Source organism: Rothia sp. HMSC069C01 (assembly GCF_001814655.1).
GTDB classification, from domain to species: domain Bacteria; phylum Actinomycetota; class Actinomycetes; order Actinomycetales; family Micrococcaceae; genus Rothia; species Rothia dentocariosa.
Window position 1 is genome coordinate 1 of sequence record NZ_KV817383.1, and the last position, 23,959, is coordinate 23,959.

Below are 23,959 nucleotides of genomic sequence, written 5' to 3' on the forward strand. Positions count from 1 at the left end.
GGGAGTACCAGTCTGGCCCTGGCCGCCCTGACCGCTCTGACCGGGGGTACCAGGCTGAGCAGGAGTACCGGGCTGACCATTGTCACCGGTCTGGCCCTGACCGCCCTGACCGGGAGTACCGGGCTGACCAGTCTGGCCCTGACCGCCCTGACCGGGGGTACCAGGCTGAGCAGGAGTACCGCCCTGACCAGGCTGTCCGGTCTGACCCTGACCGCCCTGACCGGGAGTACCAGGCTGACCCTGACCGGGGGTACCGGGCTGATCGCTGTCGTGATCACCAGGTGTATCGGGAGTGTCAGGTGTATCGGGAGTGTCAGGTTGATCACTGTCGTGATCACCAGGTGTATCGGGAGTGTCAGGTGTATCGGGAGTGTCAGGGTGATCACTGTCGTGATCACCAGGCTGACCGGTCTGACCCTGACCGCCCTGACCAGGCTGTCCCGGCTGACCGGGCTGGCAGTCACATGCAGGAGAGGTGGGAACCTGATCCGGCACGTTAGCAAACGTAGCAGGCATTGCCACGAAGGATGCACCCAACAAGGATGCGGCGGTGCCGGTCGTAACCAGCGCCTTCTTAATTCCGGGAGATTTCCGCTGATGAGAAGTCATATGTAAACCTCTTTTATGTCGGCTTCGTGTGCACGGAAACTTTCAACTACCGCAGGAGTAAACCCTCAAGGGTAGCCTAGACTAAGTATCCAATTCCCAGGCTACAGGGGCTCCACTAGGCATACAAGCATGTTTATAACATTTAAGTGAACATCACTCAGCTTGCACCCTTTTTTGTCTACAATAAACATTTCAAAAATCCTGCATATCCAGGGGTCTCTTAAGGACTTTTACCCCCTCATACATCCCCTGCAATTCCAGGGATTGAAGAGAATAAGATCCTTCATGTAGCACCCACTAGAAGCACACTTAAGATTCCCAGGTAAAATCTGCACTTGAGGTTAAAAATAAAGTTTTAATAACACGTGTCGAATCCGGTCACATAGTGGCACACCCTACACAACCCCCGCTTTTCGCTTGATATATCAAGTATTTTCACTATCAAAATGCATTCTCAAAATTTACATATCAAGAGCTTCGTTGCGCAGTCGAAACCTGCTGGTAAACGTACTACAACTCCACAGCACATATACCTTTTGCCGTCTGATTATATAAACCAGCATTGCTCACACTTCGATAGACTACATCTACTACCTCGTTGCAGTATCGAACTGCCGCCCCATCGTCTAAAGCTACTCCTGGCGGTAAAGTACCGCTTTGTAGTGTCTGCAAAAAACTTCTGGGACGACCAGGTTCAGTATTGAAATGAGGGCAGAAGCTGCCAGGCAGTATACCCAAACCGTCATTGAGCGCCTCTAAACCACCAAACGAATCGGTCAGACATGACTCGAACCAGCAAGCTGCACCTGCACTTATCCCCGATAGAACCGTTCCCTCGACATATGCTTTGCGAAGCACACGGTCAAGTCCATGCAATCTCCACACAGCTAAGAGGTTTGCGGTGTTACCGCCTCCGACATAGATGATGTCTTGACGGCGTATAAATTCTTCAAGGTTCAGCTCTGTGCGGCGAAAAAGCTCAAGATGAGCAGGAATACACGAATATCTTTTAAAGGCAGTATAGAAACGCTCGATATACGCACGTGAATCTCCACTAGCCGTAGGAATAAAACACACCCTTGGTTTTCTCCGCATGCTGGACTCTAACAGAAACACATCTTGATCAGTATTCTCACCGTCAGAGAACCCACCACTCAGAAGCACAATAGTGCGTTGAGTCTCCATAGGTAACCAACCCTCCACAAATAAGCCATGCAATCATAGCCCATCCTAAACACCGAGCATATCCAGAGTATATAGGTCTATATATGGATTCAACGCGGTAACACCCTACTCAGCATTCGCACTATGAAACTCAACCTTCGTTGGATACTCCACCGTATGAGAGACCGTGCAACCTCCACGCAGCTAAGAGGTTTGCGGTGTTACCGCCTCCGACATAGATGATGTCTTGACGGCGTATAAATTCTTCAAGGTTCGGCTCTGTGCGGCGAAAAAACTTAAGATACGCAAGAGTACAGATAACGCCACAAAATTTTCAGGGAACTACTGATATTATCGGCGTAGTTCGCCTGAGTTTAGCCAATTCGATCAGTTGCTACATCACATAATAAGGAATAGGGAGAAAACATTGAGCAGAACTACCATGATCATTATTATCACTGTTGCCATTGCCATCTTCTACCTCACCTACGATGCGGTGCGCAGATCACGAGAGAAGAAGCTCCCCTACGTATTTAAGAGGAAGTATCACCAGCTTGAAGGATGGCTGAATGTGACAGCGCTAGGTTTAACAATAGATGCCTTAATCATTCCGTGGGATATGGCATGGACCGGAACGTGGAATACCATTCTTTTCGGCGGTACAGCACTACTTAGCGCGAATTTCCTCTACGCATACGAAATGGAGTACTTTAGTATTCACTCAGACGGTACTATTAAATACCATACTCGAACAGGAAAAATTATTACAACACATTTTAATTGTATTAATAAATATAGTTATTCTCCTTGGGGTAAAAATTTCCGTGGAGGTGAAGATATTTCGTTTCCTGATATTTTCCACCTCAGAACCAGAGACAATAAAACAGCAGCCAAGTTTTCAATAAAAGCTACCAAAGAATACTCCATAGCCGCGCATGTTATCTTCCGACAGGAGAAGGGTCGGTGGGCACACATCCACAGTTCAGAAGACCAGGCTCAGATTGAAGAAATACTTCACGACAAAAAAGCCATTATCCAATATCTGACCGAAAACCCTCAAGGCACCGACCTTGCTGATGATTCTGCGCACTATATGTAATATGTTTCCGCATCAAAGCCCCCCCCCTGCGATAAATGCCGAGCAGATAACTTTTAATAATCTGCTCGGCAAAAATATATGCTTAAAGTCAAGGCCAATACGATAATCCAGCAAAGCCCTACTCAGCATTCACATTATGAAACTCAACCTTCGTCGGATGCTCCACCGTACGAGAGACCGTGCAGTCCTTCTCAGCGCTCAAACGAATTAACCGATCCACCATCTTAGCGGCCTGCGTGCCCGCCTCGGTTTCAGGGAACTGCACATCAAAATCGACCTCAACATCATCAAGACGTACCGCACCGTCCTCATGCTTCTTCAGAGCAGAAGCAAGTACCTCGAATACCTGTGGGATTTCACGGCGGGTGGTGACCGCATCCACATCGACCGAGGAGCATCCGGCGATCGCCGCTAATAAGAGCTCCACCGGAGTTAGAAGCCCATCACCCACCCCGAAGTCCAGGGTTGCCCCATTCGCACCATGTGCCCGGTACCGCAGGCGATCAACCCGTTCTACACGAACTTCGCGGTAGTCCTCAGACTCGCGGCGTACTATTGTTTTCTCAGCAGGCGCTTTATTCATCAGCAATACTCCTTAACACGGTGAAACTGTCGCTTGTACATTGAGCATAACGCAGGCACCACATCTTTATTCCTCCCCTGATATTCCGTACAGCAAAACGAAGTACATAAAACTTCCCTAAAATTGGATAGGATAATTGAAGACTCATTTTCACTCTTGCTGAGAGGCACCATGAAAGATACCGCGAAGGAAACAAGCGACGCAGAACATTACGCCGCGATCGGTCATAACCCCACCGAGAGCGGCTTCAAACAGGCTTTACGGGCATCCAGCGTGGTGCTTGCAAGTTTCGTGGTGTTGGGGTTAGGTTTGGGCGTTATTATTAGTGCTCACCATTTACCGTGGTGGCTTGCGCCCGCAATATCCCTCATCGTTTACGCCGGTTCCGTCGAGTTCCTGGTGGTAGAAATGATCGCAACCGGAGCCAGTGTAGGCGCTATTGGTTTCACAACTCTGCTCGTGAACTCCCGCCATCTGGTGTACGGTATTTCCTTCCCGCTGCAGAACGTCAAGGGTTTCTGGGCGAAGCTCTACGCCATATACACGCTCTGCGACGAATCCTACGCGCTCAACACCGGCCCCGACCGGAATACGCTCTCTCACGCACGTATTCTATGGGTGAGTACATTCCTGCACATCAGCTGGGTGGCAGGAACAACCGCCGGGTTCTTTATTGGCGCATCGTTTCTGAGCCACCTTGAGGGTATGGATTTCGCCATGACGGCTCTGTTTACAGTCCTCGCGATTGACGCCTACCGCGCTCAACGGGATAATGTCACGGCTCTTCTCACGCTGATCTCCGGCACGGTAGGCATTATCCTGGCACCCGGTTCCATGCTTCTGGTGTCGATGGGAACCTACACTGCCCTGCTGATAGTACGGTTCTTTATCGCAAAATCACGGGGAACACTGCCGGAACACCAGATACCCGCCCCAGAGAATAACGCATCGCTGACGGTTGCCGAAGACAGCACGACAGATCAGGTGAAAACCCCAAGCACCACGCTCACTCATCACGACAACTCGCAGGAGAACCCCCATGATTAACGGTCACATCGATAGCGGCTATATTATCAGCGCCGTTCTGGTTGCGGCGGCTGTAACCTTTGTTCTGCGGGTGCTCCCCTTTGGCCTCAAGAAAGCCCTTGCGGGTTCTGAGGTGCTGGATGCGCTCAGCCACTGGATTCCACTCGGGGCCGTAGCGCTTCTGGCGATCTATGCGGTAAGCCGTATTGACTTTTCATCCACACACACCGCGGTTCCCTACCTTGCCGGGTTTGTGGTGACGGCGCTCGTGCACCTGTGGAAGAAGAATATGGTATACAGCATGATCGCCGGTACCGCCACCTGCGTTATTCTCATCAACTGGGTTTTCTAGGGGCATACCATGTTTGAAAGATCTTCACACCCCAACCGCCACCTTGGGGAGGCGCCGCAACAAACCAGCGACGAACAGGTTCTCGATATTATCGCCTCCGCAGGTCTGGCGACCAGCAGCATTCCGGTGGTGCAGGAACGCGAGCAGGCTTTACGCGCAGGCGATGATGCCCTTAGTCTTGAGCTCCGCCGCACTGGCGAGAGCGGATTTCGTGAGGCAATGCGTGCTGCATCCCTTGTGATGCTGGGCCTGTTTTTCGTGGGAATTGGACTCGGTGTTGTGATACACAGCTTGGGTTTTCCTTGGTGGCTTGCACCCCTGCTTCCAGGAGTTTTATTCGCCGGGTCTGTAGAGTTCGTATTGCTGACGATGATGGCAGCGGGTGCCTCGCTGGTATCCGTTGCGGTGATGACGTTGCTCATCAATTCACGCCACCTCATGTATGGGCTGTCCTACCCTATCGAGCGTGTGCACGGCTCTCTCGCCAAGTTTTACACCGTCTATACGCTCATCGACGAGGCTTTTGCCCTCAACAGTGGACCGGAACGGCATACTCTAAGAGGGTCACGCATTCTGTGGATTCATGCGGGAATGCATATGAGCGTTATCCTCAGTTCCACACTCGGGTTCTTCTTGGGGTCGAGTTTTCTGGTACATCTTGAGGGGTTCGATTTCGTAATGACTGCGCTCTTTACGGTACTTGCCCTTGATGCCTATCGCGCTAACCCCGATAGGCTCACGGTGCTTTTCTCGGTGATCGCGGCGGCAGTAGCGTTGATTATTGCCCCGGGGTCTATGCTCTTAGTGGCGATGGCAGTGTATATGGCGCTTCTGGTGGGGCGTTATGCAGCGGCGAAGAAACGCGGTTCTCTGCCTCAACATATGCTGGTCGCCGACGAGCTTACACGCCATTGCGCGGAACATGATCGCGTAGAAGAGACTCCGCACGAACCAGCGCAATAGTTTCAAACAGCAGAACAAAGCAGGCACCATGGCACGGAAAAACCGAGCATGGTGCCTGCCTGATAGGCTCAGCTGCGTTTACTTAAGAGCTGCGAGCGCAGCCTCGTAATTAGGTTCGTTGGTGATTTCGGGAACGAGCTCGGTGTACACTACCTCACCGGCGGGGTTCACGACTACGACGGCGCGAGCAAGGAGCCCTTCGAGAGGTCCGTCGGTCATTGTCACGCCGAAGTCCTGCCCGAAGGATGAGCGGAATGCAGACGTGGTAATAACGTTCTCGATGCCCTCAGCGGCGCAGAAGCGACCAAGCGCGAACGGAAGGTCGTGTGAAACGTTCACGACAATGGTGTTATCAAGGCCGGCGGCTTCTTTGTTGAAGTTGCGGACCGAGGCAGCGCATACGCCGGTATCGACCGAGGGGAAGATATTCAGCACGAGGTTCTTACCCGCGAACTGGGCGCCGGTGACCTCAGCGAGGTCGGCGTCGAGTACGGAGAATGCGGGGAGCTTAGAACCGACGGCGGGAAGGTTGCCGCTAGTGTGAACTGCAAGGTTATTTTGAAAAGTAATTTCAGCCATTTCCTCATTGTCGCGCGTTCTCTGCCCCTGCGCAAGGGGAACTGTCGCGCAAGAACCGGGCGGCGCGGCCTCGTCGTACATTCATGCTGTTGCGAAGGGAGACAGGAAATTGACAGACACCGGGCTACTATACATGACGGATATCGTGGCATTCTGGCAGATAACGTCGTAAGTTTAAAGGTGGAACCTTAACATTGTCTTTTACGACGGCTGATGTTTCTAGGTATCAGATACTTACGGCCTACTCTCACGGTTGAGAATTTGCAGACGGTATCTAATGTTTACAACCTCACATGTATAAGGTAAGGACTATAACGCAATGTATCCAGCAAACACGAAGCTTTCCTCTCTGAAATCCCGTCTCAGAATTATAGTTTTTGGTGCTCTTCTGACGCTGTTATTTACCTCGTGCGGCGCTCCTTTTGGAGCCGAGCAGAGTTCGTCCACCCCCTCGCAGCAGTGCGGAACATTGACAGATCAGCAGGCTCTCGAAAAATATGGGCAACAGATACCACCCTACACATGGGATGGAGACACAAGCGAAGGTGCTCCCTGGGACACATCTAAAGTGCCCGAAAATATTCCTACCAAAAACCCCGAGCTAAATACCTACGATCCGTGTGCGGAATTCTCGTGGATTACCATGGATCTCAAAAATGGAACGGGTAGTTCTCCAGCACATTTACTGTTTTTCAGCCACGGTGAGTTCATCGGGGTTGCAGAACAAAAGCCTTTTGGAAAGTTTGTGCCTCACCGGCTATCGCCCACGAGCGTCGAGGTTCGTTATGTATACCCCAAAGCTGATGAATGCAACGCTTGTGCAACGGGGCGGGCTATTAGCGTGTATACTTTCGACCCGCAAACCCGGCAGGTCTCCCGCACGGGCGAGTTGCCACCAGTAAACTAGGAGTAACAACACGCACCGATACGAAAAGAGTTTTTCATGTCTAGATTTCCTGTAAAACCGCTAGTTTTCTGCGCTGGCGCAGCGCTTCTGCTTTCTTCCTGCGGTAACCCGTTTGGCGCATCCACCGATTCGGGCAGCAGCTCGCAGGCGGCACGCAGTTCCAGCTCATCTAGTTCTTCATCCGCTTCAACCAGCGCATCTGCCAGCCCAACTCACTCTCCCACAGCAAGTGCCACCAGTTCTTCAGCCTCTCCAAATCCGAGCGTGTCTGTAGTAACGGTAACCGCCAACCCGCAGCCGGAGACAAGTACCGTTACGGTAACCGCATCGTCAAATTCTAATTCGGGGTCTTCATCCTCAAGCGGGCGTTTGGCGTTGGATTCTAATGCGAGTAAACTTCGCGGTCATCATTCGTGGTCGCTGAGTTCGGCGGATACTTCGACTTTCGATTCGAGTGCGGAGCTCTCGTGGATTACGGTTGGGTCATCCGATGGTGCGTCACATATTATGCTGTTCCATCACGGAGACTACTTGGGAACCGGCACGCTCAACCCGATTCAGGGTTCCCCTTCGGTCTCACGGAATTCTGCGAACCAGATTTCGGCTTCTGTGGGGTCTTCCCAAGCGACGTTCACCTGGGATTCCGCTCAGGAAAAGATTGTTATGAACGGGGATTTGCCGACCGGATAGTTCCTGATAAACGTGTGTAAGCAAGCGGTGAGCCCCGCATCCAACCTTCTGGATGCGGGGCTCACGCAAATCTGCTGTGTATTCAGTTCATGTGGGCTTTATGTACCCCATCAAAACTGCTGACTCTAGCTTAGGCTGCGAACTTCTTCTTGTACACGAAAAATGCTGCTGCGCCGACGAGAGCAAGTACAATGAGCTTCTTCATAAGAGAGGATTCCTTTCATGGGATCAGTGATTGGGTGCCCTCACGGGCCTTTCCGTGATGTCTTAGCACCGGTTCACTCATTCTACCCTGTTCTGGTATGGATTCGCTATCGTTACACGACGTGTAAGGCTCATATTGTGCGGTAGAAATGTGAATTTACTCCGTTTTAGAGGTGCGGAACCACGCATGTACGATGCCCTAGAGAATCCATAAAAATCATCCGGCGGTAGTAGTGCGGATGTGCAAAACTAGAATTATGAGCTTGAAGAAAAACGTATCTGAGGATTCCCGCTCCGGCGGTAAGAAACATATAGCGCCCGTGGTAACAGCCGGTTTTCTAGGGACCACGGGTGTGCTGCATTTCGCGAAACCCGAACATTACGACGCAATCGTGCCTCGTGCCCTGCCGGGCTCCGCGCGGTTCTACACCTATGCTTCGGGGGCTGCTGAGCTTGGTATCGCAGGGATGCTGACCGTCCCAACAACCCGCCGGGCGGGTGCCCTCGCGGCTATTGCACTGTATACGGCGGTGTTCCCGGCAAATGTGCAGATGGCGTGGGATTGGCGGCATGAGTCAGCGTTTAAGCGTGTTGTGGCTTTCGGCCGTCTACCGTTGCAGCTGCCAATGATTCGCCGTGCCTGGCGCATCTATAAAACCTCCTCTCGGCGCTAAAGCTCTCCTGGCGGTGGCACAAACTGCGGCCGTGCTATGATAAAAAATCTTCACGCCTGGATTATTATAAAGGAGCACTATGTCTAGTACCCGCCAGAACCCGGCCGAGCAGGCGAAGGCCCTTGCTTCCCAGCTTAAGTGCCCCATGGGTGACACCGGTCAAGAGCTAGCACACTCTTTAAACCTGGGGAATCTTCCCATGATTGTGAGCGCCCTGAATGCATTAGGCATTGAGGAAGATGACCGCATCCTGGAGGCGGGCCCGAGCAATGGTGGGCTCCTCAATTATGTTCTCTCCCTCGCAGAGAACCTGCACTATGATGGGGTGGAAATTTCGCCGCTCATGTATGAGCAGGCCCGCGCCGCCAATAACGTGTTTATCGCAGAAGGGCTGGCTGAGTACGCGCTGTATGACGGCGTGAATCTGCCGTATGAAGACGGCATTTTCACGAAGGTGTTGAGCGTGAATACGGTGTATTTCTGGGAGGAACCGGCTTGGCTGCTCGCAGAAATGTGCCGGGTGCTTACCGCCGGCGGGCGGGTGTGTTTAAGCTTCTGTGAAAAAGATTTTATGAAGACCCTGCCATTCACCAAGTACGGCTTCGCCCTGTACGATGCCGCCGATATAGTTGCGCTCACACAAGAACTGCCGCTACATACGGTAGCTGTACAGCATCTGCACGATATGGCGGTGGCGGGCGGCTCTGCCCGGCTGGTACGACGCGACTACGTAAACCTCGTGCTTGAAAAAGAACACTAAAAACACCCGGACAGTACCTACATATTTTTGACACCATCACTGGCGGTTTCTATCGAGAAGAGTTTTTGCCTTCAGAAGCTTTTTATTCTTCATGAATGCAAAAACTCTTCTGAATAGAGTGCGTTTAAAAGGCCGTTTCTCGTATTCAAATATAAAAAATATTGACGCGTATATTCCAAAACAGGTATAAGTGTTTTATAAGGAGTAATATTTCTCTCTCACGACGCTCAGAAATGTGCTCACCATACTAATCTAAGGCGGAGATGCCATGGCAAACACTAACCTCACGAACAAGCTCAAGCCCGAATTCCGCACTAACCCTCCCGCCGAAGAGAATGGCATTCTGCTATGTCTGGATGAAGCGCAGATTCAGGGCGATAACGCCAAATATATGAAATTCTACAACCGCTTAGCCTCCGTCTACGACCTAGGCGAACGGTGGTTTGGGCGTCTCGCTTACGGCAATGAAGTCGCACAGATGCGCCAGCAGTTCATGAAGGAACTAGAGTGGTTTCCCGGCTGCTCGGCGCTGTACGTCTCAATCGGCACCGGTACCGACCTACGCTACCTGCCCGACGATATTGAGGTGAGCGCAATCGACTGGACGGGTGCCGATATTTCGCTCGGGATGCTCAAGAAATGCCAGAAAATCTGGGGTGGGCGCGCGAACCTGAACCTAGTGAACTGTGCCGCCGAGGACCTGCCCTTCATCGATCAGAGTTTTGACGTGGTGCTGCACGTGGGCGGCATTAACTTCTTTAGCGATAAAAAACGCGCGATCAAAGAAATGATTCGGGTGGCCAAACCCGGCACGAAAATTATGATCGCAGACGAAACTTCCGACTACATCGATTCGCAGTACAAGAAGAACGTCCTCACCCGTAAAGCCTACAAGAACGCCACTTTCGATCTCTCAGAGATTGAGGCACTGATACCCGAAGACATGGAGGATGCAAGCACCAGCTTGCTCTGGAATGATCAGTTCTATTGCATCACGTTCAGGGTTCCGCAAGACTAAGAAAGACCAGAATTACAATCATAAACGGGTGAAGCGGGAGCAGTTTCTTGATTCGGGAGCATTTTAACCGCTCCCGAATGAAGAAACTGCTCCCGGAGTCTGCTATTTCAAGGTGAACACACTATGCGGTGGGTTTCTGCCCGATGGAGAAAACCTAGACGATAAAGCGAACGCCGCCCTCAACCCGAATCGCACGCCTATTGTTGATAGGCACAAGGTCCAGCTTATCCGAATATTCGCTTTTCATACGGCGTACCGCCTGTACAAAAGGTTCTTCTTCCTCGTGCACCGCCGGGTAGAAATCGACAATTCCCAACGCCTTAAAATTAAACATTCCCAGAGCAGCGTCAGAGTCGTCCATAACTCGTGCATACTCAATATCAGGCGAAGCGACCATAGCTCCAGCCGACTCCCCCACGTACATCATGCCGTGGCGCACCTTTTCGACAATGAAATTGATGAGGTCTTTGGATTTGAGCTGCTGCAGCAAATAGAACGTATTGCCGCCCGAAATATAGAGAACTTCAGCTTGTTCGATGCGCAACTTCGCGGTTTCTGAATCAACTTCTGCAATGTCGAGAATATCGGGGGTTAGCCCTAAATTTTTGAAAACGTTCAGGGCATCCTGAATGTAGAAAGTTGTGTTTTCAACCGTGCTGGCGGTAGGAATAAACACCACCTGCTGTTGTGATGGGTTGCCGCGCAAGAAATTTTTGAAGGCGGGTTCTACACCGGCGAAGTAAGAACAGAGGAAGGCGCGCATCATCTATCTCCTGGCGAAGGCATCTATAGTGTGGTTTTATCAAATCGTACCGGTCGATTTACCCATGCAACACCCCTAGAAGGAAATTTTAGGTTTATGTAGCACCTTATCTTCTTCTAGGGGTGTCAGCACAGAGATTTTCTCTTAATAAAGCCTAGTTCGTGGTCGGAACCAGGGTCTTGAGGGTAATGTCGCTTGCGACTCCGCCATCCGCGTATTCAAGGTATGCGCGTACCACGTATTTCTTTCCTGCCTGCAGCTTATTACCGGGAATAGTCAGGTCGCCCTCGAAGTCGCCGTTCGGTTTCGGGGTAACAGTCGTATTCACGATCTCATCGCTGCTGGGATCGTCAAGCTCAACATTGTATTCGGTGAAAATCAACCGAACCTTGGAGCCGTTCTGAGCCGCTGCTGCAGGGTTAAACCCGCCGCCAGCAACCTTCAGGTGATTCTCGGCGGCACTGCGGCTAAGGGGTGCACCGTTAACGATGCCTACAACCTCATCATCCGTATCGCCATAAAAATCCTTGGTCACAGCCCTTACCCAGTCGTCGCTGCTGGATTCAATAAGCACCCGATAGTGCTTACCTTCCTGAATCTTGGATCCAGGAATCTGAATCTGAGTAGTAAAGTTACCGTTCTTCACCTCTGCCGAGACGTCTTTGGTGGCAAGAGTTTCGTTAACCTGTCCGTTCTCATCCAGACCCTCAACTTTTATCTTGACCTGCTTCACGTCATCAAAATGGGTTCCGGTCAGGGTCAAGACATTGGTGTTCAGGTGGCTGCTGAGCTTATTTGTCTTCGAGGAGTTGGTGGTCAGGGTTACGGAAGACTGCAGGTCCTTGCTGTCAACCTGCTGTACAGGCAGATCTTGTTTAGCCTCTATTGTGCGGTTACCGTGCCCAGGGTAGCTCATAATGTAGAGAACATAGTGTTTCTGGGGATCGAAATCGCCTTTAACCTTGGCAGTGCCACGGAAATGACCGTCTTCCGTCACAACAAGGCCTCCGCCGTCTTGAACTAAGTTCTCGCCAGTGAAGTCGCCGTCTGCATCAACCTCGTAGACCTCTGCACCTAAACCGTCAAAAGACTTGTTGAGGTCAATCCCCTCACCAGTAATCGTAAGGTTGTTCTGCCCTGTCAGAGGGTTCAGCGGACCGCCCTCAACGGAAGTTACTTTAGCCCCTGTATTAATATTTGTGTTGTTCCCATTGGTGTTATTAGTGCCAGTATTTTGGCCACCCGGAAGCGTAGAGATAGCCTGCTGAGTCTGCGCACCAGCGTTCCCTTCAGCGGCAAAGGAAGGAACGGACGGCACCACGGATGCACCTAGGAGGGCAAGCGCACCCACTCCGGTCAGGATAAAACGGGTATTGGACATTTTGTACTCCATTCATCGGTTAGTGGAATACTGTTAAATGTAATACATGATTGAGTTTAGGTCTAGCATTTTTAGCATTATTTCTTGATATTTATTTTTATGACAACATGAATGTTTCGATGGAAAATATATACATAAACTAATGTGTCAACACGACTCAAAGGGTCTTCAACAGCATGCATATCACTAAAACATGCTCCCGAAGACCCTTGAGCCGAAAATATATTTTATTTTTAGAAATCTAATACACTAAACAAAATGCAAAAGATAATACGGCGTATTAATTACCGTGCTGCCGACAGAGGAACAACCGGAATGTAGGTACGGTTCCAAACCACGACGGGGTAGTACGCGTAACTCGCCGTTAAGGTATCCCGATCGAATACATCAATGTAGACCCGGTATTGGTGGTTCGGGTTAATCTTAGTGCCATCAACACTCACGTACATCCCGAAGCTCCCGTCCGAACCAAGACTAGACCCTCCGCCGTTGCTAACGTCATCATTAACGATGTTCCCGAACTCATCAAGTTCCTGAACACGCGGCTCGTACTGTACACGGTGGGTATTATCGATCCCCGTAGTCTCTACAGACAGAACGTTATCAGTATTCTGCGGGTCAATGAATCCATCGACAGAGGTAATCGCAATAAAACCGGAGTTCTGATTCGCGGGTGCGGAGGGCTGGCTCTGATGGCTCTGATTATTCTGTGATGCAGACTTCGAGTTTGAGCTGCTCTGGGATGCGGGTGCGCCCTGAGCCTGCTGACCCTGACCATTCTGGGATGCAGAGCTTGCACCCTGCCCCTGAGAAGCCTGCTTATCCTGACCGTTAGCACTCTGCTGCTGGCTCTGACCGCTGGCATTAGTACCCTGCTGATCCTGAGATGCGCTAGACTGACCCTGCTGCTGTTCACCGCCGGATGCAGCTTGCGAAGGATCCTGTGCCGCACCGCCCTGTGTTGCACCATCCTGGCTCTGGTCACTGGCGTTAGCACCCTGCTGACCCTGAGCATCAGCATTGGCGCCCTGCTGCCGACCCTGACCGTTAGCACTCTGCTGCTGACCCTGGGTTGCACCATCCTGGTTCTGACCACTGGCGTTAGCACCCTGCTGGTCCTGACCGTTAGCATTAGCGCTCTGCTGCTGACCCTGATCCTGACCGTTCTGTGCTGCAGAATTTGGCTGGCCCTGAGTGGACCCAGAACGAGCCTCATCCTGAGGACTTGCAGGCGCTGCGTTTGCTTGCGCGAGCGGAAGAACCGTCACACCCGCAAGGGTGAAAATAGCAGCACCGGTCATAGCCGAACGAGAATAGCGAAAAGCCATCATAAACTCCATTCATCGGTGACATGAACAATTCAACCCTAAACATAATTCAGGACCGAGATACAAGAGATATCGAGGAATCATCACAATAATTATTCTGAGAACGAATTTTTTACGTTGATATAGAAATATTCGAAGTTATTTAGTCAAGGTTTTATGAAAAATTTCTCCATTAAGTTTTTACAGAAAAATATAGCTCCGCCTCTCGTTTTTGATACAGGCGGAGCGTATCTTGAATTACAGGGACGTATCAGAATATTATGAGCGCACCTTATCCATTAGATATTTTGACGTAGCTCACCGATCTTGTACGCGCGTTGGCAAACAGGTTCCCCGGTTCTCCCCTGATGTTCGATTACATCGAGTGTTTCTACTCGAAGCACACCATGAGCGTGACAAGGTGGAGGCCCACAAAAACATACCGCACGCCGCCCACGTCGTGGGGTATTGAGTGCCGCGAGATACAGCCTCTATTCTCACGTTGGTTGGGTAAAACCGTTCTGGTGCACAATAGCGTCTACCGGCTCCCCGCGGTATTGCGGGGTGATTCATACCTTTTGTTGAGGAGTATATATCGTTTCTCACCAACTTTTTTCCCAGTGGGTATCTGCCTGGTGGACTACCGAAACGCGGCTAAACTCTGCGTATTTTTATCCTTCACTCTTACGATCCAAGGCGGGCAATACTGCAATATTTCACGAGCTAGGTTAGATACTTTCTACCGAATAAGGTCTTGTATCCATCTCACTGATTGCATGTCATATAGAGGGTTCGTGAGTTCCAATTCCAGTGAACAAAGTGTGCATAATCAAAGTGGTCAGGCGGTCTAGCTCGGCATCGTCTACAACCGCCTCCAGTCTGGCCAAATCATCCGGACCGGTCGGCATTGGCGGGGCTTTAGCTCCCATACCGGTGCCAGTGATACCAGCTACCGCCTCGTCAGTCATGGCACGGAACATACGCTGCGCCCAGATAAGGTCTACATCTGCAGCGATATAGCCCTCACGCTGTGCACGCTCAAAAACCTTACCCAAACGCCCTAAAAGAGTGCGTTGTTTTGTAATCACGGCGGGATCGTCATCGCTCAGATGCGCCATCGCATACAACCAGATCGCCTTCACCCGCATCACGTTAACAGTCAGGCGATGCAGCGCCACCATGACGGGAGCGGTCTCGGGACTTGCTGACTCAAATGCTTCATAAAATTCTCTAACGGCAATATTACTCAGCTCCGCGAGAAGAACCTCGCGGCTGGCGAATCTGCGATGAATAGTTGTTCGAGTGACTCCTGCAACCGTAGCCACCTGCTCCAGCGAGGCGGTTGGGTCTCGGCGCAATACTTGTTCGGCGGCGTGAAGCACGATATTGACCGTGCGCCGCGCATCAGCTCGCAATGGCTTAGATGAATCAATCACGTAGTTATTACCCTAATAAATAGAACATGTCTGTTACAGTTAAATGCGTGGGTTATACCCGCATGTCATATATTCTATTCGCGAGAGGGTCAAATGACTACTAAGCAGACCGTCCTGAATTACTATTCGGCAATTCACGCCGAAAATTGGCAAGACTACATTTCCGATAAATTAGCCTACGGATTCAACAGTGCAGAACAAAATCTTGGCAAACAAGATTATCTGCAGGGTGCCGGAAATTTTTTTAATTCCACCACTAATGTTGAGCTTGCACATCTTGTGGTTGAAGGCGATAAAGCGGCGGTTATTGCGCGCTACACCGCAAAGTCCCCCGCAGGAGACACCCAGATTTTTGAGGTTCCGGAATTTCTCACAGTGCGAGACGGCAAAATTATTGCCTCCAGCATCTATCTTGACGGCGCCGCCTTTATGGCCTTTATAAAAGACGAGTAAAGCTTTCTAGTCGCTTTCATTCAACTTCAGCTCTCTAATACCCGCAGCACATTCGCTGCTCTCGCCTGAGATAGCAGGTTTTATGCGGGAATTACTCTTTATCACTCATTCCCTCCCCCAAGGAGATCATCATGAATACCAATTCTGCGCTTTCCGGCAAGAATGCCGTTATTACCGGCGGAAGCGACGGTATCGGCTACGGTATTGCCGAAGAATTTGCCCGCCAAGGTGCTAACCTATTCCTCATTGCTCGCACCCCCACAAAACTTGCAGAAGCCAGCGCGCGCTTGAGCGAATACCCCGTGACCGTGCACACCTTCGCAGCAGATTTAACGGATATTTCTGAAGTACACCGTGCCGCCGAGCACGCCCTCGATATTTTGGGAAGTATTGATGTGCTGGTCAATAATGCCGGTATTGCACGGTTTATTCCCTTTGAACAAACCGACGAGAACGCTTTCGACGAGCATTTTAATCTCAACGTCAAAGCCCCGTATTTCTTGGCACAAAAGTTATTGCCTGAACTCGCTAAAAATTCTGGCAATATTGTTAACATTTCGTCATATTTTTCGAAGCGGATGCTTCCCGGGCGCCCTTCGACGGTCTATTCCATGACAAAGGGCGCATTAAATCTTTTCACACAGTCACTAGCGTTTGAGGCGGGTTCCGCCGGGGTGCGCGTTAATGCGATTGCGCCGGGAATGGTCGAAACTCCACAATTGCTGCGCAATGTTTCTGCGATGCCGCCTGAAGCGCAGGAGCAAATGAAGCAAAATGCCTCGGCGTTGATTCCGTTGGGGCGCATCGGGAATGTTGATGATATTGGGCGTGCCGCCGCGTTTTTGGCATCGGATGCGGCCGCATGGGTGACCGGCGCGGTATTGAGCGTGGATGGTGGTGTTACGACGCACTAGGCTTGCTGCCCTGTTCTCCCCTCCCCTCTCCCTAGTGTTGTAAAAAAGGCTCTTTATACGAATCAAGCGGATTTTCTAACGCTTTATTCGTATAAAGGGTCTTTTTATGCGCTGGGAGGAAGCTACGCTGATTCGAACTCAGCAGAATGTGCAAATGGGTCAGTATCCGGGTCATTTTGCCACAGATATTCGCAGCGGGACGCGATCTCTTGAGCCGTTTCCAAACCCCACCGGTCGGCGATAAAACCTAGAGTCATATCCATACCCGCTGAAACTCCCGAGGATGTATAAAACTTCTCTGTGCTCACCCAACGCGCCTTCTGCCGCCACCTCACCTGTGGCCGCGTCCCACGCACCCACTCGAAGGCACGTTTGTTAGTAGTAGCAGGCTTCCCGTCAAGAACACCTGTGGCAGCAAGAAGTGCCGCTCCGGTGCAGACTGCCAGGCAGGTTTGGCTTTGCTGTACCAATTTCGCAAGGTTTTGCAGGAATAGGTTATTCATGACGAGAGAGCGCGTACCTATACCTCCTGGAATCAGAAGAATGCTCCCTGGAGGAAGACTTTCAACAATTTCCGTCTTGAGGATAAAGCCCTGGGCGGAACGTACCAATGAACCACCGCTCTCGGATGTGCCCGCCACCGAGATATACCGCATACGCACATCAGGCACACGATGCAAAAATTCGATAGGTCCCATAGCGTCGAGAGTCTCATAACCGTCGAAGAAAAGACAGTACACAGATGCAGTCGTCATAGCACCCATGCTAAAAAGGGTCTTTATGTGAATCAAGCACGATTCTTCAACGTTTTATTCACATCAAGGGTTTTTATTATGCGCTCAGGCATGTGCTGCAGGTTTGTACGCCTGGAAATATGCCCGGGTGCCCGTCGTAAAACCGTCATTTATCACGGTTTGGCACGCATACAGGTTAGAGTTAAACACAGAGGCATTATTTTGGGTGCCGTCGCCCATTACACAGCTGCGGTTCTCATGTCGAATGCCGTGCATCCTACACCGATGCTTCCGCAATGACCGATAAGAAAGAGATAAATATGTCGCTACCAACCACAATGCGCGCCGTACAATACGACAAATTTGGCGGGTCTGATCTGCTCACGATCAACGAGGTTCCCGTACCATCTCCCCGCCCCGGCCAGGTGTTGGTACGCGTGCAGGCCTTCAGCGTGAATCGCATTGACGTGATCGTGCGCGAAGGCGAAATGCGGCTTTTTACGGGCAAACGCTTCCCCAAAGGTACCGGTGTGGATGCCCTCGGCGAGATTGTCAGTGTGGGCACCGGCGTGATGGACTACAAAGTTGGCGATATCGTGTGGGGGTTCAACGGCTCCATTTCGATGGCGCCCACCGGCACAGCAGCCGAATACGTGTTATTCCGTGAGAACCGAATTAGCCATGCGCCGCGCATCCAGAACCAGATTGATGCGGCGGCATTGCCGCTTGTGAGCCTTGCCGCGCTGCAAGTACTCCGCAAGAACCTGAAGCTTCAGGCTGGTCAGCGTCTGCTGGTAGTGGGTGCCAGCGGCGGTGTGGGGCATGCCGCACTGCAGATCGGGCAGATTTTAGGGGCTCAGGTGGCGACTGTTTCTGCCGAAGAAAATATAGCTCTGTGCCGCGAGCTAGGTTCGATTGAGGCATACGACCACGAGGCTCTGCCAGACCCCGAAAAGGTTGAGAAATTCGATGCGATCCTGGACTGCGGCGGCGTTGTTACCGCGTTTTACCGTAACTATTTGAAGCCGGGCGGGCGCATGATGACGGTCTCGCCTGACGGTCTTCCGGCGGTGCTGACCTCGCTGTTCACGAACCGTCGCGTGGGTTTCCTGCTGGCGACCAAGGCATCGTCCGAGGCCATGAAGTGGATTACCAATGCCGTCGAGCGTGGTCAGCTGCGCCCGGTCATTGAGAAGAAATACTCGCTTGAGGAGCTTGGCGCCGCACAAGATCGTGTAGCCGAGAAACATACACGCGGCAAACTCGTAGTGGTTATGTAACTCTTGGGTTATTCATACGGGCGAGGTTTTGACATATGGCCACAATGTTGTGGCTATGCACTCAAAGCCTCGCCTTTATGTGTGACCGTGACGATGCGGCACGCATGTTTGCGACGCTGGTAGTAGGCTAAAGGTATGAGAATTGGTATGCGAAAACCCAGTGTGAAACGAATGATTAAGGCCCGCACCACCGGTCGGGCAAAACGCGCCGTGAAAAGAGCTGTGATTCCTGGTTATGGTAAGCGCGGTATGGGGTTTGTGAAAAACCCGAAGCGAGCCGTAAAAGGGGCTATCTACCGCCGCACGACCTTCAGTGTGTGGGATTTGTTTAGGTAATGGAAGAGTTCCTCTCTTGCGGTAGCGCTCAATCCGGGAGCATTTTCTTCATTCGGGAGCAGTTAAAGTGCTCCCGAATGAAGAAAATGCTCCCGCTTTGTCATGTTGTGGTTGCAACGCCAGAATAAGAGCCTGAACATACACCAGTATGTGCCTCACACGGTTCTTCTTTACATGTCTAGAGCCGCCTCTCGCCTGCGGTAGCACTCCTCAATCTTGCGCCGCCGCATAAAACCTTTGGAAAAGACCCTAAAAATAAAGGTTCTCGCGCGGTATACTAAGGATAAGCTAACCTCCTCGTCAAAGCTGAAAGGGGCCTTTTCCTATGCTGAAAATCGAAGATGCCATCAGCGAGACCTTACTTATTCCCCTGTACATGAAGCACCTCGCCTCGCAACAGCCCGACCCAATCATCAAAGATGAGGCAGCTGGACGAGTCGTTTCGCAGTTAGACTACAATTTCTCTAAATTTGATAACGTCATTCACACCGTTGTCGGCACCGCGATTCGCTCAGATTACTTTGACCGACTGGCGGCCGATTTCATTAAGCGCCAACCTAACCCGGTGATCGTTAATGTTGGATGCGGTCTAGACAGCCGCCGAGAACGCATCGGCGAAATCGCGCAGAACGTTCCGTTTTACAGCCTAGATTTACCCGATGTGATGACTTTGCGTATAAAGTTGCTGCCCCCGCAAGGCAGTGAAGTTTTCCTGGGGACCTCAGCCTTCGACGCGGGCTGGATGGACGAGCTGAACGATCTGCAGCCAAATGCCCAATTTCTGTTCGTGATTGAAGGCATGATGATGTACTTTGATCGTTACACGGTGCGCGCCCTGTTCCGCGATCTTGCGCAGCGTTTTCACGGCAGTGAGATCGCGTTCGACGTCATAAACTCGTGGATGGTTTCGCATTCTGATCAGCACGAAGCACTTAAGCACTCCCGCGCGCGATTCGTTTTTGGATGCGACGACGATCATGAACCCGAGCGTTGGGCTCATAACCTGCATTTAGTGAGCGCTAAACGGCTGATGACAGACTTTCCGGCGTGGAAGAAGAGCGGGGCACTGTCTGCCATGATAACGCGGCGTTTACCATTCCTGAAGGAATCCTTCCGTATGCTCCACTACAGGATAGACTGACATTGCTTATTTTGAGCGCCAGCAGATTATTCTTCCTGAACAAGCAGGAGCCAGCAATTTACCCATCGGAGCACTATTTCAAGCGCAGCAGGAAATAAACCGCATTCCGAAACTGGGTGAGGTAATAAGCCAGAACCCATTGCCTTTTAGCGCGTCTTACCCCGGCTGCGCATTTCTACTCTTGGTTATAGCTTCGCAGACCCCGTATAGTATACAGCCCGGGTTGGAACCGCATACACGTATAGTTTACCCATCAAGTAATTTGTACTGTACAATTGAGGGTTCATATGCGATAACCACACATTATCGCTCGTGTGCAAAGTCTATGGAACTCTGCGCAGTATATGACTCATCCAAACCGCAAGGAGGTATCTATGGGTCAGCTTATTGGGATGATTATTGCGGGTGCTATTATTGGCGCCCTTGCCCGCCTGTTCATGAAGGGTCAGCAGAATATTTCTATTCTCTGGACCATCATCTTGGGCGCTGTTGGCGCGTTTGTCGGAGGCTGGGTAGCTGGTCTGCTTGGTGTTGCTGAAACCGCCGGTATCGACTGGATCCGCTGGATTCTTTCGATTATCGCCGCAATGGTCGCTATCTCCATCTATCTGAGCGTCACACACAAGAAGTAGCTTCTTCCACATTCTGCAAAAGCGGATCCTCGAACATTCTGTTTCGAGGATCCGCTTTTATTGTGCGTTATGGGTGCGTTTTATTAGAAACCGCCCTTATATGCACTCATGTATCTTGGCGCCGTGGAGCTGCCTGGGCTTGAGGTTCGGAACCTCCTAATGTAGCAAGCAGGCGTCCGTTTTCAACACGTACCAGAGTTTCCAAGGCAGCACGCACTAGAGAAGAATGTTCTTCAATACCGGTGAGCTTAGCCGCTTTAGCAACAATCTCTTCATCCAAAGTCACAGTTGTACGCATAATACCCTCCGCATCAGTAAACAGCACACCCTTGATGTAGATAATAATGCTGCCTATTGTGCATTACACCGGTGAGCTAGAGAACGGTAATAATCATGGTCTACCCCCGTCGGGGATGTCTTCATCATAAGCCAGTCTGAATAATACAGATTAAACCGCATTCCGCACCCCGACAGGGTGCAAGATACAGCCCAGGGCGCGTTTTCAGCATGACTGCTCGTGGCGGTGCATCTTGAACCTACTTACGTGAGGCCTTATGTTCCTTGCCCATATAGATACCGCCCTGTGCCAACTCGGTGAGCATTTGTTCGAGGCGCTCGATACGCATCGCCGGTGTCTTGGCGCGGTTGATCCAACCAATATAGTCGTTACGCTGATACGCTGGTCGAGCCTTATAGTCGGTGCGTAACCCCGCGTTTTTTAGGGCCGCCGCAATATCTTTCGGCATAGTGTGTTGTTCGCGCATAAAGCCTCCTGAGATGGGTGTTTATCGTGTACCTGTATTCCACGCTACCTGTAGCACGGTGGCAGGTTCAAGATTTCAGGTAAGCGCGAACTATACCGGGCAGTATTTTCCGCGGGTCCCGATGCTCCTGAGGGTGGTTCTTGCTAGCCTTCACCTCATAGACGCAGAGAGGCGCGCATCCTGCGATGGTTGAGGATGCGCACCTAACCGTTTCTTTCAAAAAGATATCAGCGCTTTGCTGGCTGAACTGCTCCCTTAGGGGTTACCGCATTCGAACCATTGGGCATCACGGGGGTTTCAGGCGTTCCACTTGGGGTCTCATGAGACGCTTCACCGTTCATCCTGACCTCGTAGGTACCATTAGGTTGCACCTGTGAGTTCTTATTGGAGCCGTTGGGCAGACCATTTTCATTTGTAATCCAGGACCCATCGGCACCCACCCAATCGGTGTTTCCGGTGGCTGGATTGCTCCGATCCCACGACCCATCGGGATATACCCTCACGATTTCACCGTCGGGTTCGGTTGCAGTCCAGGATCCGTCTTCAGCAACCTGCACATACCCTTCAGAACCGGGATTTTGGTTCGCTGTATTTCCAGGGGCACCCTGTTGTTGGGCTCCGCCGCCAGCAACACCGCCGTTAGTTCCCGCACCCTGATCTGCCTGAGCGCCGCCTCCATTAGCACCAGTACCGCCGTCACCCTGAACTGCGCCATTACCGGAATTCTGTTCCGCACCTGCGCCACCGTTAGCGCCTGAACCGGAATTTCCAGATGTTCCACCGCCGTTATTCACAGCACTGGAGCTTCCTGTGGAACTAGAAGCACGAGATGAACTTGACGGAGAAGAAGCCGAGGACGAACTTGAAGAATCATTCGCACTATTTGAGCCGCAGGCGCTCAAAACCAAGATGCCAGCAACAGCCAGAGATACGCATGCGGTAGCCTTCTTGGTAGTCATAATTCGCATCCTTTCTCCTGATAAATATCAGCTGGTGTTTTAACCGTCGCATAGCTCACATGTATTGTCAGGAATTTTCCAGATTTTGCAAATATTTTTACCACGAAATATAGTTACACCCGTGTATTACACATTAAAGAAATTGAATTACCTTATATAACTAAACTAAATTTTATTTATGAACGAATCAACCAACGATTATTAATATTTTGAAAAATCATAAATGTATACTGTCTCACATATTTCCAGGACGGTGGCTTCCACCGGTATAGAATTTTTTGACGTTCACTCCAACCCGTAACCCCGACGACGTTAGCCCCCCCCCCCCAAATTTCAGCGGGCGTGTACGCTGTGCACACAATAGGGTGCGCATCCTCAGGTATTGAGGATGCGCACCCGTTTCGCGCAAAGCACTTTGCGAAAGTGTCCCTGCTGGTTATTACATGCCCGGCTTAGTGGGCTGTACCGGATTTACTGCCGGGACCGCCTTCGGGTCAGGGAGTTTTCCAGGAGACACCGGGACAGCATTGCTGGGCATCTCAGGGGAAAGCTGACCGTCATAGGTAACCCGGTAGGTTCCGTCAGCCTCTACCCGGGCTACCGTGTGCCCGTCGGCATAGTTCTTAGTCCAAGAACCATCCGCCGCAACGGTACTGGTACCGTCTTCCCCAACGCTCGTCCAGCCACCGTCACCGTCGACATGATACCGAGAACCCGTAGTATCAACGTAATCCCAGGAAGCTTCGCGGTGAATTACGTATTCGCCAGGGGTCAATGCGTTGGGGTTTTTCGTGACATTGTGTTCATCATTCGCAGCATTCGCCCCTCCAGGATCGGCCTGTTGCTGCTGGGCACCACCTTGGGCTTCTGCACCCTGGTTCGCTTGTGCTCCGCCGTTTGTATCGGCGCCGGTTACGCTGCCACTCTGTGCGCCAGTGCCGGAGTTTTGGTCCGTTCCAGTGCCGCCTTCAGCACCAGAATTTGCTGCGCCGCCATTAGCGCCTGAACCTGAGTTTGCGGAAGTTCCCCCGCCACTATTCACAGTGCCGGATCCACCGGCGCTAGCTGTCTTGGAGGCTGTTGTTGATGATGAAGACGATGGGGAAGAATTCGAAGCATTATTAGAGCTATTTGAACCACAGGCGCTCAAAGCCATAATGCCAGCAACAGCCAGGGATACATATACAGGTACCTTCGTGGTAGTCATAATTCGCATCCTTTCTCCTGATAA

The 23,959-nt window shown here is 51.3% G+C and carries 27 protein-coding genes and 1 pseudogene; 14 read left to right on the top strand and 14 right to left on the bottom strand.

Annotation, left to right across the window (positions count from 1 at the left end; all coding sequences use genetic code 11):
* The 3 genes and pseudogenes from HMPREF2981_RS02980 to HMPREF2981_RS11180 all read right to left on the bottom strand — a co-directional run.
* Nucleotides 1-609: pseudogene (locus tag HMPREF2981_RS02980) on the bottom strand (hypothetical protein); the annotation flags it as partial.
* Between the two features lie 510 nt (nt 610-1,119).
* Nucleotides 1,120-1,794, bottom strand: a complete 675-nt coding sequence (locus tag HMPREF2981_RS02985; protein ID WP_070660734.1) for a Type 1 glutamine amidotransferase-like domain-containing protein — start codon at nt 1,792-1,794, stop codon at nt 1,120-1,122.
* 130 nt (nt 1,795-1,924) lie between these two features.
* A complete protein-coding gene (locus tag HMPREF2981_RS11180) occupies nt 1,925-2,092 on the bottom strand; it encodes a Type 1 glutamine amidotransferase-like domain-containing protein (protein WP_083313851.1) in 168 nt (55 codons plus the stop codon).
* A 123-nt stretch (nt 2,093-2,215) separates the two neighbouring features.
* Between HMPREF2981_RS11180 and HMPREF2981_RS02990 the strand changes: the two genes are divergently transcribed.
* A complete protein-coding gene (locus HMPREF2981_RS02990) occupies nt 2,216-2,872 on the top strand; it encodes a hypothetical protein (protein ID WP_070660737.1) in 657 nt (218 codons plus the stop codon).
* A gap of 118 nt (nt 2,873-2,990) precedes the next feature.
* On the opposite strand, the gene HMPREF2981_RS02995 is transcribed toward HMPREF2981_RS02990, so the two are convergent.
* Nucleotides 2,991-3,455, bottom strand: a complete 465-nt coding sequence (locus tag HMPREF2981_RS02995; RefSeq protein WP_004005148.1) for an OsmC family protein — start codon at nt 3,453-3,455, stop codon at nt 2,991-2,993.
* Between the two features lie 171 nt (nt 3,456-3,626).
* Between HMPREF2981_RS02995 and HMPREF2981_RS03000 the strand changes: the two genes are divergently transcribed.
* Genes HMPREF2981_RS03000 through HMPREF2981_RS03010 form a run of 3 tightly spaced genes read left to right on the top strand, consistent with a single transcriptional unit; the run spans nt 3,627 to nt 5,796 of the window.
* The gene (locus tag HMPREF2981_RS03000; RefSeq protein ID WP_037231091.1) at nt 3,627-4,502 is read left to right on the top strand and encodes an AzlC family ABC transporter permease; all 876 of its coding nucleotides are present in this window, start codon (nt 3,627-3,629) and stop codon (nt 4,500-4,502) included.
* Nucleotides 4,495-4,833, top strand: a complete 339-nt coding sequence (locus HMPREF2981_RS03005; RefSeq protein ID WP_004005150.1) for a branched-chain amino acid transporter permease — start codon at nt 4,495-4,497, stop codon at nt 4,831-4,833. Before HMPREF2981_RS03000 ends, HMPREF2981_RS03005 begins: the two co-directional genes overlap by 8 nt.
* 9 nt (nt 4,834-4,842) lie before the next feature.
* Entirely contained in the window at nt 4,843-5,796 is a 954-nt protein-coding gene (locus tag HMPREF2981_RS03010) for an AzlC family ABC transporter permease (RefSeq protein ID WP_037231093.1), read from the top strand.
* A 78-nt stretch (nt 5,797-5,874) separates the two neighbouring features.
* On the opposite strand, the gene tpx is transcribed toward HMPREF2981_RS03010, so the two are convergent.
* Nucleotides 5,875-6,375, bottom strand: a complete 501-nt coding sequence (gene tpx / locus HMPREF2981_RS03015; RefSeq protein ID WP_004005152.1) for a thiol peroxidase — start codon at nt 6,373-6,375, stop codon at nt 5,875-5,877.
* A gap of 568 nt (nt 6,376-6,943) precedes the next feature.
* Here tpx and HMPREF2981_RS10860 point away from each other — a divergent pair.
* The 5 genes from HMPREF2981_RS10860 to HMPREF2981_RS03040 all read left to right on the top strand — a co-directional run bounded on the left by HMPREF2981_RS10860 (nt 6,944) and on the right by HMPREF2981_RS03040 (nt 10,628).
* Nucleotides 6,944-7,282 carry an LppP/LprE family lipoprotein gene (locus HMPREF2981_RS10860; RefSeq protein WP_168160742.1) on the top strand — a complete coding sequence of 113 codons (339 nt, stop codon included), beginning with the start codon at nt 6,944-6,946 and terminating at the stop codon, nt 7,280-7,282.
* Nucleotides 7,283-7,318: 36 nt separating this feature from the next.
* Complete coding sequence (locus HMPREF2981_RS03025) at nt 7,319-7,972, top strand: LppP/LprE family lipoprotein (RefSeq protein WP_004005154.1); 654 nt, start codon at nt 7,319-7,321, stop codon at nt 7,970-7,972.
* A 461-nt stretch (nt 7,973-8,433) separates the two neighbouring features.
* On the top strand, nt 8,434-8,850 hold the full coding sequence (locus tag HMPREF2981_RS03030; protein ID WP_004005155.1) for a DoxX family protein: 417 nt from the start codon (nt 8,434-8,436) through the stop codon (nt 8,848-8,850).
* A 79-nt stretch (nt 8,851-8,929) separates the two neighbouring features.
* Nucleotides 8,930-9,610, top strand: coding sequence for a class I SAM-dependent methyltransferase (locus tag HMPREF2981_RS03035; protein WP_070660739.1), 681 nt, complete (start codon nt 8,930-8,932; stop codon nt 9,608-9,610).
* Nucleotides 9,611-9,878: 268 nt separating this feature from the next.
* Entirely contained in the window at nt 9,879-10,628 is a 750-nt protein-coding gene (locus HMPREF2981_RS03040; RefSeq protein ID WP_004005157.1) for a class I SAM-dependent methyltransferase, read from the top strand.
* A gap of 154 nt (nt 10,629-10,782) precedes the next feature.
* On the opposite strand, the gene HMPREF2981_RS03045 is transcribed toward HMPREF2981_RS03040, so the two are convergent.
* The 4 genes from HMPREF2981_RS03045 to HMPREF2981_RS03060 form a co-directional block, all read right to left on the bottom strand.
* Nucleotides 10,783-11,394 carry a Type 1 glutamine amidotransferase-like domain-containing protein gene (locus HMPREF2981_RS03045; RefSeq protein WP_004005158.1) on the bottom strand — a complete coding sequence of 204 codons (612 nt, stop codon included), beginning with the start codon at nt 11,392-11,394 and terminating at the stop codon, nt 10,783-10,785.
* A gap of 151 nt (nt 11,395-11,545) precedes the next feature.
* The gene (locus HMPREF2981_RS03050) at nt 11,546-12,772 is read right to left on the bottom strand and encodes a histidine kinase (protein WP_246825233.1); all 1,227 of its coding nucleotides are present in this window, start codon (nt 12,770-12,772) and stop codon (nt 11,546-11,548) included.
* A gap of 284 nt (nt 12,773-13,056) precedes the next feature.
* Nucleotides 13,057-14,103, bottom strand: a complete 1,047-nt coding sequence (locus tag HMPREF2981_RS03055) for a protein argonaute-2 (protein WP_246825234.1) — start codon at nt 14,101-14,103, stop codon at nt 13,057-13,059.
* Between the two features lie 755 nt (nt 14,104-14,858).
* Entirely contained in the window at nt 14,859-15,515 is a 657-nt protein-coding gene (locus HMPREF2981_RS03060; protein ID WP_037231096.1) for a TetR/AcrR family transcriptional regulator, read from the bottom strand.
* Nucleotides 15,516-15,608: 93 nt separating this feature from the next.
* On the opposite strand from HMPREF2981_RS03060, the gene HMPREF2981_RS03065 reads away from it, so the two are divergent.
* On the top strand, nt 15,609-15,968 hold the full coding sequence (locus HMPREF2981_RS03065; RefSeq protein WP_037231099.1) for a nuclear transport factor 2 family protein: 360 nt from the start codon (nt 15,609-15,611) through the stop codon (nt 15,966-15,968).
* 131 nt (nt 15,969-16,099) lie between these two features.
* Nucleotides 16,100-16,882: an SDR family NAD(P)-dependent oxidoreductase gene (locus HMPREF2981_RS03070; RefSeq protein WP_070660742.1), complete on the top strand. Its 783-nt coding sequence runs from the start codon at nt 16,100-16,102 to the stop codon at nt 16,880-16,882.
* A gap of 122 nt (nt 16,883-17,004) precedes the next feature.
* On the opposite strand, the gene HMPREF2981_RS03075 is transcribed toward HMPREF2981_RS03070, so the two are convergent.
* Complete coding sequence (locus tag HMPREF2981_RS03075; RefSeq protein WP_070660900.1) at nt 17,005-17,637, bottom strand: DJ-1/PfpI family protein; 633 nt, start codon at nt 17,635-17,637, stop codon at nt 17,005-17,007.
* A 299-nt stretch (nt 17,638-17,936) separates the two neighbouring features.
* Between HMPREF2981_RS03075 and HMPREF2981_RS03080 the strand changes: the two genes are divergently transcribed.
* The 3 genes from HMPREF2981_RS03080 to HMPREF2981_RS03095 all read left to right on the top strand — a co-directional run bounded on the left by HMPREF2981_RS03080 (nt 17,937) and on the right by HMPREF2981_RS03095 (nt 21,005).
* Nucleotides 17,937-18,896, top strand: a complete 960-nt coding sequence (locus tag HMPREF2981_RS03080) for an NADP-dependent oxidoreductase (protein WP_070660746.1) — start codon at nt 17,937-17,939, stop codon at nt 18,894-18,896.
* Nucleotides 18,897-19,557: 661 nt separating this feature from the next.
* Nucleotides 19,558-20,373 (top strand): class I SAM-dependent methyltransferase, encoded by an 816-nt coding sequence (locus HMPREF2981_RS03090; protein WP_070660748.1) that lies wholly within the window; start codon nt 19,558-19,560, stop codon nt 20,371-20,373.
* A gap of 374 nt (nt 20,374-20,747) precedes the next feature.
* The gene (locus HMPREF2981_RS03095; RefSeq protein WP_037231102.1) at nt 20,748-21,005 is read left to right on the top strand and encodes a GlsB/YeaQ/YmgE family stress response membrane protein; all 258 of its coding nucleotides are present in this window, start codon (nt 20,748-20,750) and stop codon (nt 21,003-21,005) included.
* A 106-nt stretch (nt 21,006-21,111) separates the two neighbouring features.
* Here HMPREF2981_RS03095 and HMPREF2981_RS03100 read toward each other — a convergent pair whose 3' ends face one another.
* The 4 genes from HMPREF2981_RS03100 to HMPREF2981_RS03115 form a co-directional block, all read right to left on the bottom strand.
* Complete coding sequence (locus HMPREF2981_RS03100; RefSeq protein WP_070660750.1) at nt 21,112-21,303, bottom strand: type II toxin-antitoxin system VapB family antitoxin; 192 nt, start codon at nt 21,301-21,303, stop codon at nt 21,112-21,114.
* A gap of 238 nt (nt 21,304-21,541) precedes the next feature.
* The gene (locus HMPREF2981_RS03105; RefSeq protein WP_013397528.1) at nt 21,542-21,769 is read right to left on the bottom strand and encodes a YdeI/OmpD-associated family protein; all 228 of its coding nucleotides are present in this window, start codon (nt 21,767-21,769) and stop codon (nt 21,542-21,544) included.
* 227 nt (nt 21,770-21,996) lie between these two features.
* A complete protein-coding gene (locus tag HMPREF2981_RS03110) occupies nt 21,997-22,728 on the bottom strand; it encodes a 1,4-beta-cellobiosidase (RefSeq protein ID WP_070660903.1) in 732 nt (243 codons plus the stop codon).
* Nucleotides 22,729-23,167: 439 nt separating this feature from the next.
* Nucleotides 23,168-23,935 (bottom strand): protein RtoA (Ratio-A), encoded by a 768-nt coding sequence (locus HMPREF2981_RS03115; protein WP_246825235.1) that lies wholly within the window; start codon nt 23,933-23,935, stop codon nt 23,168-23,170.
* Between the last annotated feature and the right edge of the window lie 24 nt (nt 23,936-23,959).